This window comes from Proteus faecis (assembly GCF_003144395.1).
Classification (GTDB): Bacteria; Pseudomonadota; Gammaproteobacteria; order Enterobacterales; family Enterobacteriaceae; genus Proteus; species Proteus faecis.
Genome location: NZ_PENZ01000034.1, coordinates 451,106 through 466,235, shown reverse-complemented (window position 1 = coordinate 466,235; position 15,130 = coordinate 451,106). Strand labels below are relative to the sequence as shown.

Here is a 15,130-nt window from a genome sequence, read left to right as displayed (position 1 = left end):
CGCACAGAATGTGTGTTTATTCTGTTGAACACTATTATGATATTATTCTTCCTCTTTTAATTATCGAATTTGCCGGAGTTATGGCGTGTCACTGCGAATTTTAGCAATTGATACTGCAACAGAATCTTGTTCTGTTGCAGTTTGGAATGAAGGCGTTGTTGCTTCACGTTTTGAGATCTCACCTCGTGAACATACACAAAAGATTTTACCTATGGTGAAAAGCGCCTTAGAAGAAGCAAACATCACATTGCAGTCATTAGATGCACTTGCTTTTGGTCGAGGCCCAGGAAGTTTTACAGGCGTTCGTATTGGTGTGGGGGTTGCACAAGGTATTGCGTTAGGTGCTGAATTGCCAATGATTGGTATTTCATCACTTGCCACAATGGCTGAAGGTGTCTTTAGAACAACGGGTATTAAACATGTTCTGGTAGCAATCGATGCACGTATGGGCGAAATATATTGCGCTCAATATCAGCGTAATGATGAAGGTGCTTGGGTGGGGGAAGACACTGAAGCGGTGATGAAACCTGAACAATTTATTGAAACATTACAATCCACAATGGGAACTTGGGCAATGGCAGGTACAGGCTGGCAAGCTTACCCTGATTTAAAAGAGGCACTGCCTTTTACTGTTGTTGAAACTGAGATTACGCTTCCTGCTGCACAAGATATGTTACCCCTTGCTGTAAACGCTTGGCATAAAGGTAAAGCAACGAAAGTTGAAGATGCTGAACCTGTTTATTTACGTAATGAAGTGACGTGGAAAAAACTGCCTGGTCGTGAATAAATTTATGTATCAATTAGACGCCTAAAAGTGAAGCTAAGCTATAATATTATTATAGAGTAACGTTAATATTGACTTGCAATGAGGTGGTTTATGAACAGACAATTAAACTACTGTTTGGTAAGCAAAGTGCTATTTTTATCTAGTGCTTTGTTTCTGGCGGGATGCGTCTCTATACCTGAATCAATAAAAGGTACATCAGCAACGCCTGTTACTGATTTAAATAGAGTTTTTGTTGCACCTGAGCTTTATATTGGTCAAGAAGGGCGTTTTGGTGGGCGTGTGATTGATGTTAAAAACCTTCAATCATCAACACAGCTAGAGATTGCTGTTATGCCTCTTTCTCAATACGATGCAGCACCCGAATTGCGACAGCCTTCTATTGGGCGTCTCTATGCTAATGTTATGCATTTCTTAGATCCTACTGATTATAAAAATCAGTATGTAACAGTTGTTGGTACTATAAAAGGTGTTGAATCTGGCAAAGTGGGCGAAGCCACTTATCCATTCTTACGTATAGATGTGACGGGTATGAAACGTTGGACACTGACACAGCAAGTCATTATGCCAGCACCTGTTATGACATGGGGATATTATGGAGATGGCCCATATTGGGGTTATCACAATGGATATGGCGGTTATGGTGGATATCCATATGGAGCTGGTCAGGTTGTACCCGTTTTAGAATAAAAATAGGGTATCAGATTACATGACGATATAATATTTTATCTCCATTCGTGTGAAACGGTGTATAATCAACATCTATAATATATTAGGTAACTATCTAATAGAGTTATTAAAGTTGAATAAAAATAAAAGAGAGGGCGGTTTTGACCGCCTTCTTTTTTGTTAATCTAAAAAAGAAAATATTTAGTGACACACTTCGCATCTTAACAACAGAAAATTGTTTGTGCTGGTAGGATGAGTTAATACTTTGTTAAAAGTGAAACATAATATTAACCTAAGAAGTGCGATTAATCAGGAGTACTACTTTGGAAAAAGTCTGGCTAAAACGTTATCCGGCAGATGTTCCGGCTGAAATTGACCCGGACCGTTTTGCATCCCTTGCTGAGATGCTTGAAAACGCTGTCGCAAATTACGCAGATCAACCCGCCTTTATTAATATGGGCGAGGTCATGACTTATCGCAAACTTGAAGAGCGTAGCCGTGCATTTGCAGCATATCTGCAAAATGGCTTAGGATTAAAAAAAGGTGATCGTGTTGCATTAATGATGCCTAATTTATTGCAATATCCTATCGCACTTTTCGGTATTCTTCGTGCAGGCATGGTTGTCGTAAACGTAAACCCTCTTTACACACCAAGAGAACTTGAACATCAGTTAAATGACAGTGGTGCAAGTGCCATTGTAATAGTCTCTAACTTCGCGCATACGCTCGAAAAAATCGTATTTAATACCAATATTAAACACGTTATTTTGACCCGAATGGGTGATCAACTATCTCGTCCTAAAGCAACATTAGTCGACTTTGTTGTTAAATATATCAAACGATTAGTGCCTAAATATAACTTGCCTGATGCAATTTCATTTCGTAGAGCAATGCATTTTGGCTATCGTATGCAATATATTAAACCTGAAATTACAGGAAAAGATTTAGCCTTCTTACAATACACAGGAGGAACAACGGGAATCGCTAAAGGTGCGATGTTAACGCATCGCAATATGTTGGCAAACCTTGAACAAGCAAAAGCGGCTTATGTCCCTGCACTAAATGTAGGTAAAGAGCTGGTAGTTACAGCGTTACCGCTATATCACGTTTTTGCTTTAACCGTAAACTGCCTGCTCTTTATTGAAATTGGTGGTAAAAATTTACTTATTACCAATCCGCGTGATGTGAAAGGGACAGTTAAAGAACTAGGACGTTACCCTGTCACTGCAATTACAGGCGTAAATACTTTATTTAATGCTTGGTTACACAATCCAGAATTCCGTCAGCTTGATTTCTCCAAACTAAACCTCTCTGTGGGCGGTGGTATGCCTGTACAAAGTAGTGTTGCTAAAGAGTGGGAAGAGTTAACCGGTAAACATTTGTTAGAAGGTTATGGTTTGACTGAATGTTCTCCGTTAGTTACAGGTAACCCTTATAATCTGAAAAAATACAGTGGTAGCATTGGGTTGCCGGTGCCTTCAACGGACGTTAAGTTTATTGATGATGAAGGTAACGAAGTGGATCGCACTGTCGGCGGTGAAATGTGGGTTCGTGGTCCTCAGGTCATGAAAGGTTATTGGAACCGTCCTGATGCAACTGATGAAGTCTTACATGATGGATGGGTTGCAACCGGTGATATAGCCACAATGGATGATGAAGGCTTTATCCGTATCATCGATCGTAAAAAAGATATGATCTTAGTTTCAGGTTTTAATGTATACCCTAATGAAGTGGAAGAGGTTGTCTCTGCGCATCCTAAGGTTTTAGAATCAGCTGCGATTGGTGTACCAAGTAAAAACTCGGGCGAAACGGTTAAAGTTTTCATTGTGAAAAAAGATCCATCATTAACAGAAGATGAGATAAAAACACACTGTCGTCGTTACCTAACAGGTTATAAAGTACCTAAAATTATTGAATTTCGTGATGAATTACCAAAATCGAATGTTGGTAAAATTTTACGCAGAGAGTTAAGAAATGAAGAAAAAGAGTTGAAAACCTCAACTGAATCTTGATACAACACTCAATAACCTTTTTCAATTTCGCCGGTTTATACCGGCGTTTTTGTGATTAAATAAAAAATCATTAGACATAAAAATAAGAGAAACCTGTTTTGAATTATCAATTGATTACGACAGACACTGCACTAGATACCGCCTGTAAAGCCGCTTCAAAGGCTTCACAAATTGCTTTAGATACAGAGTTTGTCCGCATACGTACCTATTACCCACATCTTGGTTTGATCCAGATGTATGACGGTAAACAGATCTCTCTTATTGATCCGTTAGCAATTAAGGATTGGGCTCCGTTTGTTGAGCTATTAACAAAACAGGGTATTATGAAGTTTCTCCATGCTGGAAGTGAAGATCTCGAAGTCTTTTCTCACCAGTTTGGCTGTGTCCCAACACCGATGATTGACACTCAAGTGGTTGCTGCATTTTTAGGTCATCCCATTTCTTGTGGTTTTGCGACATTAGTTGAGAAATATGAAAATGTTGCACTAGATAAAAGTGAATCTCGTACAGATTGGTTAGCGCGCCCTTTAACTGAAAAACAGTGTCAATATGCGAGTGGTGATGTTTTCTATTTACTACCTTTAGCTGAAAAATTAATTAAAGAAGCTGAAGAAGCTGGCTATATGGATGCTATTGCCGATGAATGCGAAATGATTGCTGAACGTCGACAAGAAACGGTGGTACCAGAGCTTGCTTATCGTGATATAAGCAATGCATGGCAATTAAAAGGTCAACAGCTAGCATGCTTACAAATGCTTGCTCAGTGGCGTTTAAATCAAGCTAAATCTCGTGATATGGCATTAAACTTTGTTGTAAGAGAAGAGCATTTATGGTCTGTTGCTCGTTATCTTCCTTCATCATTAGCAGAGCTCGATGCATTGTCACTTTCAGGTCAAGAGATCCGTTGCCATGGTCGTCGCTTATTAGATTTTGTTGTTAAAGCTAAAGAAATTAAAGATGAAGATTGTCCAGAGCCTATTGGCAATTTAATCGAACAACCAAACTACAAAAAAGCATTTAAAGCGATTAAAGCGGTTATTCAAGAAATTAGTGAAGATAAACGCTATAACCCTGAGCTGTTAGCATCAAGAAGACAGATTAACCAATTATTGAGTATTCACTGGAAAATAAAAGAAGGGCAACCTGAATTGATTTCACGCTGGCGTAAAGCATTATTAGAAGAGAAAGTGACAGAAATTCTGGCACAATATCCATAGCCTTATTAATTGTTTGTTTTCTAATCTCCAATACCCCAAATAAGTTAGGTTGTTAGTTTAATAAACAATAATGAATAGGAGTCTCTTTTGAGGCTCTTATTTTTGCACACAAAAAATACCTAAAAAAGGTGAGGCAATAGATAGGTTAAATAAATTATTAGTCAATATAATAGATGTTATTGCGAAATAACCTGCCTCCTTTGACTTATCACCAATGATGAAAATAGTAGTGAGATATAGCGCTATTTGCGCATTCAGGTGTTTTCAATATGTATATAATTAAACACAGAGCCAATCAAATTAATTATCGTTCATGGCTGGCTCTGTGAATAATGACTTATATAAAGCGTAAAATATGATTTACTTTGTAGGTTCTTCACTCTCAGGTAAAGTCACATTTAGCTCTAATACAGAGATATCATCGCCTTTTTGTTCAAATTGAACAGAAAGCATATCTGGATCTATCTGCACATATTTACAGATGACACCTAATAAATCTCTTTTCATATCAGGTAAATAAGCTGGCTCGCTATCACCACGGCGACGTTCTGCTACGATTATTTGTAGACGCTCCTTGGCAATATTAGCTGTCGACTTTTTACGCGACAGGAAAAAATCTAGTAAAGCCATCTTTTACCCCCCAAAAAGGCGTTTCAGAAAGCCTTTTTTCTCTTCTTCAATAAAACGGAATGGATGTTCTTCCCCTAACAAACGATTTACTGTATCTGAATAGGCTTTACCTGCATCAGATTCGCCATCTAAAATAACAGGTTCACCTTGGTTAGATGAACGTAAAACAGATTGATCTTCTGGAATAACACCCAATAGTGGAATGCATAGAATTTCAAGGACATCTTCCATACTTAACATGTCACCGCGGCTAACACGACCAGGATTATAACGAGTTAATAGCAGATGTTCTTTAATTGGATCTTCACCACGTTCAGCACGACGTGATTTAGAGGCAAGAATGCCTAAAATACGGTCGGAGTCACGTACAGATGATACTTCTGGGTTTGTTGTGATAATCGCTTCATCTGCGAAGTAAAGGGCCATTAATGCGCCACTTTCAATACCCGCAGGAGAGTCACAAATAATAAAATCAAAACCCATCTCATCGAGTTCATCTAATACTTTTTCAACACCATCACGGGTGAGCGCGTCTTTATCTCTTGTCTGTGAAGCAGGGAGAATAAACAGATTCTCTGTACGCTTATCTTTAATCAAAGCTTGATTTAAAGATGCATCCCCCTGAATAACATTAACAAAATCATAAACAACTCTACGTTCACAACCCATGATAAGGTCTAAATTACGTAACCCAATATCAAAGTCGATAACAACCGTCTTATGACCTTTTTGAGCGAGGCCGGTAGAAATGGCCGCGCTGGAAGTTGTTTTACCAACCCCACCTTTACCTGACGTAACAACAATAATGCGTGCCATGGAGTGATTCCTTGTCGATGCTCTAAATTAAGTTCTCGATTGTTAATTCATTCTCTTTCAGACTCAGTTGTACTGACTTACCAACAAAGTCTGTAGGAATTTGGTCGCTTAGCCAATATTGACCAGCAATAGAAACAAGTTCAGCAGACAGATGTGTACAAAAAATATGGCTCTCATTATCACCCGATGCCCCTGCAAGGACACGTCCACGCAATACACCGTAGACATGGACATTACCATCAGCAATTAATTCAGCGCCTGCACTCACATTACTAATAACGACTAAATCGCTATTTTGAGCATAAATACGCTGACCTGAACGAACAGGAGTATGGATGATTTTTGTTTTTTGACGAACAGCTGTCGGTGCTTCATTCGTTTTATCGTTATTTGCCTGAGTGCTTGGCTTAACTATTTTACCTTCATTTAAGATAGGTAACTGTGCGGCAATTATCGCTTCTTTCTGTTGAGCGTCTGAACTACCACTAATTCCCACGACTCGTAAGCCAGCATCTTCTACAATTCGCCTCAGTTTTTTAAAATCAATATTTTCATCAGCTAAAGCAGAAACATTGATAACTACAGGTGCGTTTTTCAGAAATTGAGGCGCTTGTGCAATTTTTTCTGAAATAGCCTGACGAATAACTTTCGGTGTTCCATCGTTTAAATGGAGTACTGAAAGGGTAAAATTACTGCCTTTTAACTCAATGGGCGTGTTTGACATCTATCTGACTCAGTAAATTTTTTATAATCTGGCACAAAAAACCAGAGACGATATTACGAAAGTATATAAGCATGTTATATTTACTAAAATATTCAGGCAAGTCGCTTATTTTAATAATTAGAGTTTAATGAAAATGATTTGTGCAATTTACCGTAGTACCAAACGTGATCAAACTTATTTATACATCGAAAAAAAGGATGATTTCTCTCGAATTCCGGACGAATTATTACAAAGTTTTGGCGAACCACAGTTTTCAATGTTGCTTAATCTCGCGGATAGACAGCGTTTAGCGCATGCTGACATTGAAAAGGTCAAAAAGGCATTAGTTGAGCAGGGTTTTTACTTACAAGTGCCACCACCTGTCGAAAGTATGTTAAATGCTTATTTAGATGAATTAAAAAAATCAGAAAAAACTGAATAAATCATCGAGATAAAAGGAGCATAAATGTTCAAATATTCATTCATCGCTGTGATTGTTTCCGGTTTAATGTTATCTGCGTGTACGAATAGCCAACAAAAGTTGGCTGAAAGACAAATTGTCCCACCTGGGGCAACGGCTGTTGAAGCACAAAAAACACCTCGATGGAAACAAGTGGATGTTGCATCGTTAGAACAAGCGTTTCCTAAAGAAACTCGTACTTCTGCACAATTTCCCGCTTATATCGAAGCATTAAAATTGAAAGCAGCTCAATTGGGATATAAACAAGAAACAATAGATTTTGCTTTTTCAGAAGCACATTTTATTGAACGAGTGATTAAATCAGACCGTAATCAACCGGAAAAGAAAATTACACTCGATGTTTATTTACCACGCATTGTCACCAATGGTCGTTTAAACCAAGGGGCTAAGCTTTACCAAGAGCATCAAGATACCTTAGCGCAAATCAGTAAAAAATATGGTGTGCCTGCTAACTACATAGTTGCGTTATGGGGGCTTGAAAGTGGTTTCGGTAAAGTGCAAGGCAAAGAGGATGTTGTCTCTGCACTTGCAACGCTCGCATTTGAGGGCCGTCGAGAAGCACTGTTTACTCGTCAATTGATGGCTGCATTAGAGATTATTGAAGAAGGACATATCCCTCAAGGACAGCGCCTCAAAGGCTCATGGGCAGGAGCGATGGGACAAACTCAGTTTATGCCATCATCCTTCCTAACTTATGCTGCCGATGGCAATGGTGATGGAAAAATCGATATCTGGAATATTCAAGAAGACGCTTTTGCTTCGGCTGCTAACTATTTAGCGACTGAAGGTTGGGAAAGTGGACTCCCTTGGGGAGAACAAGTTACTTTATCGGTAGATTTCAACCAACAGCTTGAAGGCATTAAGACCGAGCAGAAAAAAACGGTCGCTCAATGGAAAGCATTGGGTGTTCAATTACCTGTAAATAGCCAATTAAACGATGCGATGTCTGTATGGTTAATTATTCCTGATGATGATTTACACAGAAGCTACTTAGTGACACAGAACTTCCGTACGATTATGCATTGGAACAGCTCTTACTTTTTTGCCCTTAGCATTGTCACAATGGCTGATGGCGTTGCTAATAAAATAAATTCATTGTCTAACGCGAGCTAATCGCGTTTTGCCGTGAAATAAAACACAGCAATTTACCTAAAAGGAACACAATATGTATCAACATCGTGATTGGGAAGGTGCGTTACTTGATTTTCCGGTTAATAAAGTAATTTGCGTTGGCAGTAATTATGCAAATCACATTAAAGAGATGGGATCGGTTCGCTCAGAAGAGCCGGTGATTTTTATCAAACCAGAAACCGCTATGTGTGATATTCGCCAACCTATTGCTATCCCAAGAGATATGGGGGCGGTTCATCACGAAATTGAATTAGCTGTACTTATTGGTCAACCACTTAAGCAAGCTAATGAAGATAGAGTTGATCGTGCAATTGCGGGTTTTGGTATTGGTCTTGATCTCACATTACGTGATTTACAAGGTAAATTGAAAAAAGCAGGGCAACCGTGGGAAAAAAGTAAAGCGTTTGATGGCTCGGCACCTTTATCTGGTTTTATCCCTGTCAATTCATTTGGCGATCCGCAAAATGCGGATTTAATGTTACGTGTTAATGATGAGATTCGTCAGCAGGGTAACAGTCGTGATATGCTAACGCCAGTTTTACCCCTTATCAGCTATATGTCTCGCTTTTTCACCCTACGTCCTGGTGATGTGATTTTAACGGGAACACCTGAAGGTGTTGGCCCTCTAGAATCAGGTGATATGTTGGTATTAAGCGTTAATGAACATCAGCTGACAACGCGGGTTATTTAATTCGTATTAGATGAGCAATAAGGTAATAACGTAGAGATGACACAAGCTTTTTGGCAGACTAAAACATTAGATGAAATGAGTGATGATGAGTGGGAATCGCTCTGTGACGGGTGTGGACAGTGCTGTTTACACAAGTTAATGGATGATGATACTGACGAGATATACTTTACCAATGTCGCTTGTAATCAGCTAAATATTAAAACCTGCCAATGCAGTAATTACGAAGATCGTTTCCGTTATGAGCCAGATTGTATAAAGCTTACACGGTATAATTTACCAACATTTGAGTGGTTACCAATGACTTGTGCATATCGTCTGTTAGCAGAAGGTAAGGCGTTACAAAGTTGGCATCCTTTAATTGCTGGTAATAAAGCAAGAATGCACCAAAACAATATTTCAGTAAGATATATTGCGGTGCCAGAAACGGAAGTTGAAGATTGGGAAGAGCATATTCTTAATCGGCCGAAAGGACGTGGTTAATCTCTTATTTTATTAAAAAGGTCACTCAATTGGGTGACCTTTTTCAATAGAGTTAATAACTATAGTTAGCGGTTCTCAAAATTAATAAGCTGGTGGCGCTGATTAAAAAATTTCTTATAGGTTAAATAGCAAGCAATAATGGTTGAAATACTGGCTGTTGCCATCAACATAAAAGTCACCATAATTTGATATTTAACGGCCTGTAATGGATCAACACCGGCAAAAATAAGCCCTGACATCATGCCTGGTAAACTAACTATACCCACAGTTTTTGCTGCATCAACGGTCGGAATTAATGAAGATTTAATACTATCTCGAATAATACTCATTGAAGCTAGTTTAGGTGTAGCACCCAAGCTTAACATCTCTTGCAATTGCTGTTGTTGATTTTGAAAACGTTGACCCAAATTGTTATAACAGAGCCCTGTTGCTATCATGGCATTTCCGGCAATCATCCCTGTAATTGGGATAATTTGAATTGGCGTAAAAGCAATTGAATTGGTGAGCAGTAAAATAGCTAAAGTTAATAATGCCCCAGTTGTAATAGCAGTAAAAGAGATCAGAAAAATATCTTTAACGTATTTGCTTCGTTTTTTGGCATTATGAGCTGCGTTATAGCAGATAAATAACACCATTAAGAAGGTGAGTATAAAATGGTCGACATGGAAAATATAGGTTAAGACATAGCCAACAATTAATAGTTGAATGATGGCTCTTGCTGTACTCCAAATAATGTCTTTTTCTAAAGCTAATTTCTCTTTGCGACTAATAAAAATAGCCACGAGAACTAATAAAAGCGAGAAAATCAGAGATTCATTGCTTATCGTATGTTCGTTCATAATATTATGTTCGCTCATAACAAAGAGGTGACTGATAAAGAAAGAAATAATCAGGCATCATTGTGAGAAGATAATGAGATCACATCATCAGCATGTTTTATTTCATTTTGATCGTGTGTGACCCATAATACGGCGAGATTTTGATCTTTAACGTAGTGGTGAATAATATCATTCACTTTTGTTTTATTATTTTCATCTAATGCACTTGTTATCTCATCAAGTAATAAGATTTTTGGCATAAATTGTAGATTTCTTATCAGTGAAATACGTTGTTTTTCCCCACCCGAAAGTTCATTAATTCCTTTTTTCATAATCGATTCAGGTAAACAAAAATAATCCAAATCATGCACCAGTTTCTTATCATCCACTGGGAGTTTTCGTAAGAAATAAGGAAATTTAAGGTTGTCGTAAACAGTCTCACCAAATAACATAGGGGTTTGAGTACAATAAGAGACCTGTTGGCGATATTCTTCGGGGGACAAGGTTAAATAGTCTTTATTTTCAAAGAAAATTGAACCATTAGTGGGTGATAGTAGAGAAGCGACAATCTTGAGTAAGGTACTTTTACCACAACCTGATGGGCCTGTGATAAGTTTAAATTCAGAAGGTTGAAGTTCAAAATTGATATTGTCGAGGATAATTTTGTTATCAATTCGATAACTTACTTTATCAAGACGTAAAAGTGTGGTCGTGCTTTCCATTTTTATCCCAAACTTAAAAAAGAGAATAATTATCATTATATAGAATTAACGATATAAAGATCCTGCTTTAAATCAGTTAGTAAGCAATTTTATTACTATTTAAGTATAGGATAATAAAAATGCAAACCAATAAAAAAATAGAATTACTTTTTCGATTGATTAAAAATGTCAAGTAAGAACAATAAACCTAAAATAATAGATAAGCTATTAAATCACGCTTTGGGCTGTTGTTCATATTGAGAGTACCAATGCTGTATATCATTGATTATTTTATTCGTTAAACGCTCACCTTGTTCATTATAAAACCCATGATCTAATTTTTCATATTTAATAAACTTCACATTAGGCTGATTAATATCTTGGCTTAGTTGATAAAATGAATCGACATTTACATTAGTGTCATTAAGTGTCTGAATAATTAACACTGGGGTGTGTTGATTACTTTTAATGATTTTAAGTAAATCGATAGTAAAAAATTGTTGCCACCATATTTTACTGTGCTCGCTTATAAATTGTTCATCATCTATTTGAGCGTTTTTTATTGCGTCAGCAAATTGCTGGAAGCCATTTAGAGCATCTTCAACATGTTCTTTTGGTGTGGTATGACGGATATTATAAAGAACATCATCAAGAAAAAAACGTCCTCCGCCATTTAGCGCAATAGCGACTTTAATATCATTGCGTTTTGTTACCATCAAATGTACTATCGTCGCGCCTTCACTTCCACCAAGTAAAATAATATTTGGATACTGTGAAGATAATTTATCTAACACTGCCTCATAATCTTCGGTTCGTTGTTTGGGATTATCATGACGTTGATAGCTTTTAGGGCAATCAATACGCTCACCATCATATTGCGAATAAGGTAATTGAGCGGTAATACCGTATTTTTCCACCATTAAAACATCACTATTTGGTAGCCAGTGACCAAAGGTTTCTTGGATAAACACATTATTTTTAATGCTGTTACAGTCAGAGCCTTGCATTAATACTAATAACGTTTGATTTTTTTCAGCTCTTTTATCCACGTAATAGCTAATTTCACTGCCATCTTTCCGTGGGAGTAGATGTGTTGATATTTCTGCATAACTTGCGAAAGAAGGAAGTAAAAAAGCAGAGAGTAAAAATAGAAGAGAAGTGCGCATGATCACCTTATTTGTTTTTGTAGGGATGTAATAAGAAATTTTGTTTTAATAATCAGTAAACAGCTAACTTAGTGAATTATTGTACAGAAAAAACGATAAAAAAGTTATTGCACAGCAGCCTTTATAAAACGAATCTACTCTTAATAAAATAGCCTGAAAATTCAGGCTATTTTAGGATCATTAATGAATAGGAACGAAATAATCAATTTCTAAGGTTTTGGGTAATTCCATTAAATCAATATCAGTTTCTATACAGACATATCTTTCAATATCAGCACCTAAGCGACGACATAAACCTAATGAGGGCAGGGTATAAAAATAAATTTTCATCGCAAACTGTTTATATTCTTCTAGAGTTCCTTTGAATTGGAATCTGACATAACGCCCAGCCTCAATCACTCTTTTTCTAAAGCCACTTGTTTTTGTAAAATGATCTAAGCTATTTAACCCAATTTCATAATCAATCTGGATTTTATTTTTACGTAATGTGTTTGGTTGGTACGAAATAAGCACAGTGCTTTCTGTAAAATTTTTGTCCGTATACAGTAAAAAATCATTCCAAAATTGGTGACGAATATCTTCGTGCAATTTGCCAATATCTTCGATTGAACAAAAATATTGATATTGCATCCCATAAACATAACTTTCAGGCAATTCCATAATTTTAGGAATAGGCAAATCAACAACATCAAAATTGATTGGTGGCTGAAAATTATTACCACAAAGATTATCAAGTTTACGGTATTCTGTAGGTGTTACACCAAACGTGGCTTTAAATCGACGTGTAAATGATTGTTGAGAATCAAACTGATAACGCAATGCCACAGTCAGAATAGGTAATTTGGTTAAACGTAATTCTGTTGCCGCTTTTGTTAAGCGTCGTCCTCGAATATACGAAGCAAGTGTTAATCCTGTTGCTTGCTTAAATACGCGTTGTAAGTGCCATTTTGTATAACCAGAACGGATCGCAACATCATCAAGTAGCAACGGCTTTTCCAGATTCACCTCAATCCAGAGAAGAAGTTCTTTGATAATTTCTATATTAAAAGAGGATAAGGTATTTGAGGGGATAAGCCCATTGTACTGAGATGACATGATAATTTCCTGAAAATATTTTGTTCAGTTTACACGAAACTGATACCCATATATTATTACATACTTATGGTATGTTTTAAGGGTTTTATCATGGAAATAAAATCTCGGCAACAAGAGAATTCAGAGCAAACGCGTTCTGCATTACGTGAAGCAGCGCAAGAACTATTTATAAATCAGAACTATTGTAATGTTTCCGTTGATGAAATATCGCGTCACGCAAGAGTAACGAAAGGGGCTTTCTATCACCACTTTAGTAATAAAAAAGCGTTATTAAAAGAGTGCTACCTTTTTCAGGTTGATAAAGTTGTCGAAAAACTCGTTCAAATTCCTACCTATGATGATCAGTGGCAGGAGTTAGAGGTTATTTTTAGTGTTTGTGTTGATCATATTTATCAACATAAAGATAAGCTTATTCCCTTACAAGAAATAATTTCAGTTTTAGGTTGGAAAGAATGGGATGAGATTGATTCACAAATTCTTATTCCTCGAATTAAAAAATGTGTAGATGTTCTCTATGATCAACAAGAAATTTGTACTTATTCTTCTGATATTGTTGTGAATTTAATTTATGGATTTGTCACGCATATCACGATTAATTTAAAGAATGAAGCTACATTATCTGAAAATGCCTGTAAGGACTTTAAAATGATATTTTCTGATTTTTTGATGGGGATAAAACAATCTTCGATAAATGCGAAAAACCATAAATAGCACAAACATAATAATAGATGTGATGTAGATTGGATAAAAATAAACAGAGCAAAGGATCAGAATATTATGACAATAGAAGTGCCTAAGAGCCATTTCACAGCAACGGGCATTGTATTCGATGGGCAGGGCAAATTCCTTCTTCATTTACATTCTAAAATAGGCTGTTGGTTACCACCTGGTGGCCATATAGAAGAAAATGAAGAGCCACAAGATGCAGTATTAAGAGAAATAGAAGAAGAAACAGGTTTATTGTGTGAGTGTCTTTGTTATCAACCTGAGTTTAGCCTTAACCTAAATAATGATGATGTTATTGAGCTTGTAAAACCTCTCGCTATTTTAAAAGAACCCATTCACGATAAAAAACAAGGATTTCATTATCACATCGATATGATTTATCTTTGCAAACCGTTAAAAAATAGCCAATTAACAAATAAATCTTTCCAATGGCTTTCTTTGGAAGAGGTTAAAAAAAGAGAAACGCCATTAAATGTGATAAGACTTATTGAACTAACTGAAAAGCTATTAATAAAAAAAATTATTTAAATTTCTTAATAAAATTAACTGACTCATAATAAATAAACAATTAAAGCGGTTTTTAGAAACTGCTTTATTTTTATTGGAAATAAAAAACTTTTAAACTTACTATAAATTAATCTTAGAATTAAATAAATTAATGTTAATAGGTATATATACCTATTAAAGCTTAAGATGAAAATAAACAAATAAAATTACAAAAACTAAAAAATAACTAATAAATTATCTTTTTATGAGTGAAATCCCCTTCATTACGGGATATTGTATAGATAATTTGCGTATTGGTGGATAAAGTAATCGTTTATTTTATAAATGAAAAATGGTTTTCACTGCACTCTAAAGTTTTCCCTCATTATTACCGACATTATAAATGAAGGCAGATCCTACGAGCCTTTATATTCTAATGAATAAATTTTTTTAGCCTTATTTTATTTACACCAGGGAATATGCTCTTTGTCAGAGAGAAAGAGTGCATTCTGATATCTTACAAA

Annotated in this window: 17 protein-coding genes; 10 read left to right on the top strand and 7 right to left on the bottom strand. The window is 36.4% G+C overall.

Annotation, left to right across the window (positions count from 1 at the left end; all coding sequences use genetic code 11):
- The first annotated feature begins 85 nt into the window (after positions 1-85).
- The 4 genes from tsaB (at position 86) to rnd (ending at position 4,682) form a co-directional block, all read left to right on the top strand.
- Complete coding sequence (gene tsaB / locus DK858_RS11755; RefSeq protein WP_109397568.1) at positions 86-787, top strand: tRNA (adenosine(37)-N6)-threonylcarbamoyltransferase complex dimerization subunit type 1 TsaB; 702 nt, start codon at positions 86-88, stop codon at positions 785-787.
- A 90-nt stretch (positions 788-877) separates the two neighbouring features.
- Entirely contained in the window at positions 878-1,474 is a 597-nt protein-coding gene (locus DK858_RS11750) for a Slp family lipoprotein (RefSeq protein WP_109397567.1), read from the top strand.
- 302 nt (positions 1,475-1,776) lie between these two features.
- A complete protein-coding gene (gene fadD, locus DK858_RS11745) occupies positions 1,777-3,465 on the top strand; it encodes a long-chain-fatty-acid--CoA ligase FadD (RefSeq protein WP_109397566.1) in 1,689 nt (562 codons plus the stop codon).
- 98 nt (positions 3,466-3,563) lie between these two features.
- Positions 3,564-4,682, top strand: coding sequence for a ribonuclease D (gene rnd / locus DK858_RS11740; RefSeq protein WP_109397565.1), 1,119 nt, complete (start codon positions 3,564-3,566; stop codon positions 4,680-4,682).
- Between the two features lie 360 nt (positions 4,683-5,042).
- Here the strand turns inward: rnd and minE are convergent, their stop codons facing one another.
- Genes minE through minC form a run of 3 tightly spaced genes read right to left on the bottom strand, consistent with a single transcriptional unit; the run spans position 5,043 to position 6,852 of the window.
- Positions 5,043-5,312: a cell division topological specificity factor MinE gene (minE, locus tag DK858_RS11735; protein ID WP_006536628.1), complete on the bottom strand. Its 270-nt coding sequence runs from the start codon at positions 5,310-5,312 to the stop codon at positions 5,043-5,045.
- Between the two features lie 3 nt (positions 5,313-5,315).
- Entirely contained in the window at positions 5,316-6,128 is an 813-nt protein-coding gene (gene minD / locus DK858_RS11730; protein WP_109397564.1) for a septum site-determining protein MinD, read from the bottom strand.
- Between the two features lie 22 nt (positions 6,129-6,150).
- Positions 6,151-6,852 carry a septum site-determining protein MinC gene (gene minC / locus DK858_RS11725; protein WP_109397563.1) on the bottom strand — a complete coding sequence of 234 codons (702 nt, stop codon included), beginning with the start codon at positions 6,850-6,852 and terminating at the stop codon, positions 6,151-6,153.
- A gap of 133 nt (positions 6,853-6,985) precedes the next feature.
- On the opposite strand from minC, the gene DK858_RS11720 reads away from it, so the two are divergent.
- Genes DK858_RS11720 through DK858_RS11705 form a run of 4 tightly spaced genes read left to right on the top strand, consistent with a single transcriptional unit; the run spans position 6,986 to position 9,614 of the window.
- Positions 6,986-7,273: a YcgL domain-containing protein gene (locus tag DK858_RS11720; protein ID WP_069369136.1), complete on the top strand. Its 288-nt coding sequence runs from the start codon at positions 6,986-6,988 to the stop codon at positions 7,271-7,273.
- A 24-nt stretch (positions 7,274-7,297) separates the two neighbouring features.
- Positions 7,298-8,425, top strand: a complete 1,128-nt coding sequence (locus tag DK858_RS11715; RefSeq protein ID WP_109397562.1) for a lytic murein transglycosylase — start codon at positions 7,298-7,300, stop codon at positions 8,423-8,425.
- A 52-nt stretch (positions 8,426-8,477) separates the two neighbouring features.
- Positions 8,478-9,134, top strand: a complete 657-nt coding sequence (locus DK858_RS11710; RefSeq protein WP_109397561.1) for a fumarylacetoacetate hydrolase family protein — start codon at positions 8,478-8,480, stop codon at positions 9,132-9,134.
- 36 nt (positions 9,135-9,170) lie between these two features.
- Positions 9,171-9,614: a YcgN family cysteine cluster protein gene (locus tag DK858_RS11705; RefSeq protein ID WP_109397560.1), complete on the top strand. Its 444-nt coding sequence runs from the start codon at positions 9,171-9,173 to the stop codon at positions 9,612-9,614.
- 65 nt (positions 9,615-9,679) lie between these two features.
- On the opposite strand, the gene fetB is transcribed toward DK858_RS11705, so the two are convergent.
- From fetB to DK858_RS18450, 4 genes are all read right to left on the bottom strand, one after another.
- Positions 9,680-10,453, bottom strand: coding sequence for an iron efflux ABC transporter permease subunit FetB (gene fetB, locus DK858_RS11700; protein ID WP_109397559.1), 774 nt, complete (start codon positions 10,451-10,453; stop codon positions 9,680-9,682).
- Positions 10,454-10,503: 50 nt separating this feature from the next.
- Entirely contained in the window at positions 10,504-11,154 is a 651-nt protein-coding gene (gene fetA, locus DK858_RS11695) for an iron efflux ABC transporter ATP-binding subunit FetA (RefSeq protein WP_109397558.1), read from the bottom strand.
- Between the two features lie 212 nt (positions 11,155-11,366).
- Positions 11,367-12,299, bottom strand: a complete 933-nt coding sequence (locus DK858_RS11690) for an alpha/beta hydrolase family protein (RefSeq protein WP_109397557.1) — start codon at positions 12,297-12,299, stop codon at positions 11,367-11,369.
- A gap of 180 nt (positions 12,300-12,479) precedes the next feature.
- On the bottom strand, positions 12,480-13,394 hold the full coding sequence (locus DK858_RS18450; RefSeq protein WP_109397556.1) for a helix-turn-helix domain-containing protein: 915 nt from the start codon (positions 13,392-13,394) through the stop codon (positions 12,480-12,482).
- A gap of 90 nt (positions 13,395-13,484) precedes the next feature.
- Between DK858_RS18450 and DK858_RS11680 the strand changes: the two genes are divergently transcribed.
- Together DK858_RS11680 and DK858_RS11675 are read left to right on the top strand one after the other, a co-directional pair.
- Positions 13,485-14,105: a TetR family transcriptional regulator gene (locus DK858_RS11680; RefSeq protein ID WP_109397555.1), complete on the top strand. Its 621-nt coding sequence runs from the start codon at positions 13,485-13,487 to the stop codon at positions 14,103-14,105.
- A gap of 66 nt (positions 14,106-14,171) precedes the next feature.
- A complete protein-coding gene (locus tag DK858_RS11675; RefSeq protein WP_109397554.1) occupies positions 14,172-14,648 on the top strand; it encodes an NUDIX hydrolase in 477 nt (158 codons plus the stop codon).
- Positions 14,649-15,130 lie beyond the last annotated feature (482 nt).

Bases quoted from the DNA above. Each gene is read 5' to 3' on its own strand.
- DK858_RS11750 (WP_109397567.1), top strand. From the start codon at position 878: ATGAACAGACAATTAAACTACTGTTTGGTAAGCAAAGTGCTATTTTTA.
- minD (WP_109397564.1), bottom strand. From the start codon at position 6,128: ATGGCACGCATTATTGTTGTTACGTCAGGTAAAGGTGGGGTTGGTAAA.
- fetA (WP_109397558.1), bottom strand. From the start codon at position 11,154: ATGGAAAGCACGACCACACTTTTACGTCTTGATAAAGTAAGTTATCGA.
- minE (WP_006536628.1), bottom strand. From the start codon at position 5,312: ATGGCTTTACTAGATTTTTTCCTGTCGCGTAAAAAGTCGACAGCTAAT.
- minC (WP_109397563.1), bottom strand. From the start codon at position 6,852: ATGTCAAACACGCCCATTGAGTTAAAAGGCAGTAATTTTACCCTTTCA.
- fetB (WP_109397559.1), bottom strand. From the start codon at position 10,453: ATGAACGAACATACGATAAGCAATGAATCTCTGATTTTCTCGCTTTTA.
- DK858_RS11690 (WP_109397557.1), bottom strand. From the start codon at position 12,299: ATGCGCACTTCTCTTCTATTTTTACTCTCTGCTTTTTTACTTCCTTCT.
- DK858_RS11680 (WP_109397555.1), top strand. From the start codon at position 13,485: ATGGAAATAAAATCTCGGCAACAAGAGAATTCAGAGCAAACGCGTTCT.
- DK858_RS11720 (WP_069369136.1), top strand. From the start codon at position 6,986: ATGATTTGTGCAATTTACCGTAGTACCAAACGTGATCAAACTTATTTA.
- DK858_RS11715 (WP_109397562.1), top strand. From the start codon at position 7,298: ATGTTCAAATATTCATTCATCGCTGTGATTGTTTCCGGTTTAATGTTA.
- DK858_RS11710 (WP_109397561.1), top strand. From the start codon at position 8,478: ATGTATCAACATCGTGATTGGGAAGGTGCGTTACTTGATTTTCCGGTT.
- DK858_RS11705 (WP_109397560.1), top strand. From the start codon at position 9,171: ATGACACAAGCTTTTTGGCAGACTAAAACATTAGATGAAATGAGTGAT.
- DK858_RS18450 (WP_109397556.1), bottom strand. From the start codon at position 13,394: ATGTCATCTCAGTACAATGGGCTTATCCCCTCAAATACCTTATCCTCT.
- DK858_RS11675 (WP_109397554.1), top strand. From the start codon at position 14,172: ATGACAATAGAAGTGCCTAAGAGCCATTTCACAGCAACGGGCATTGTA.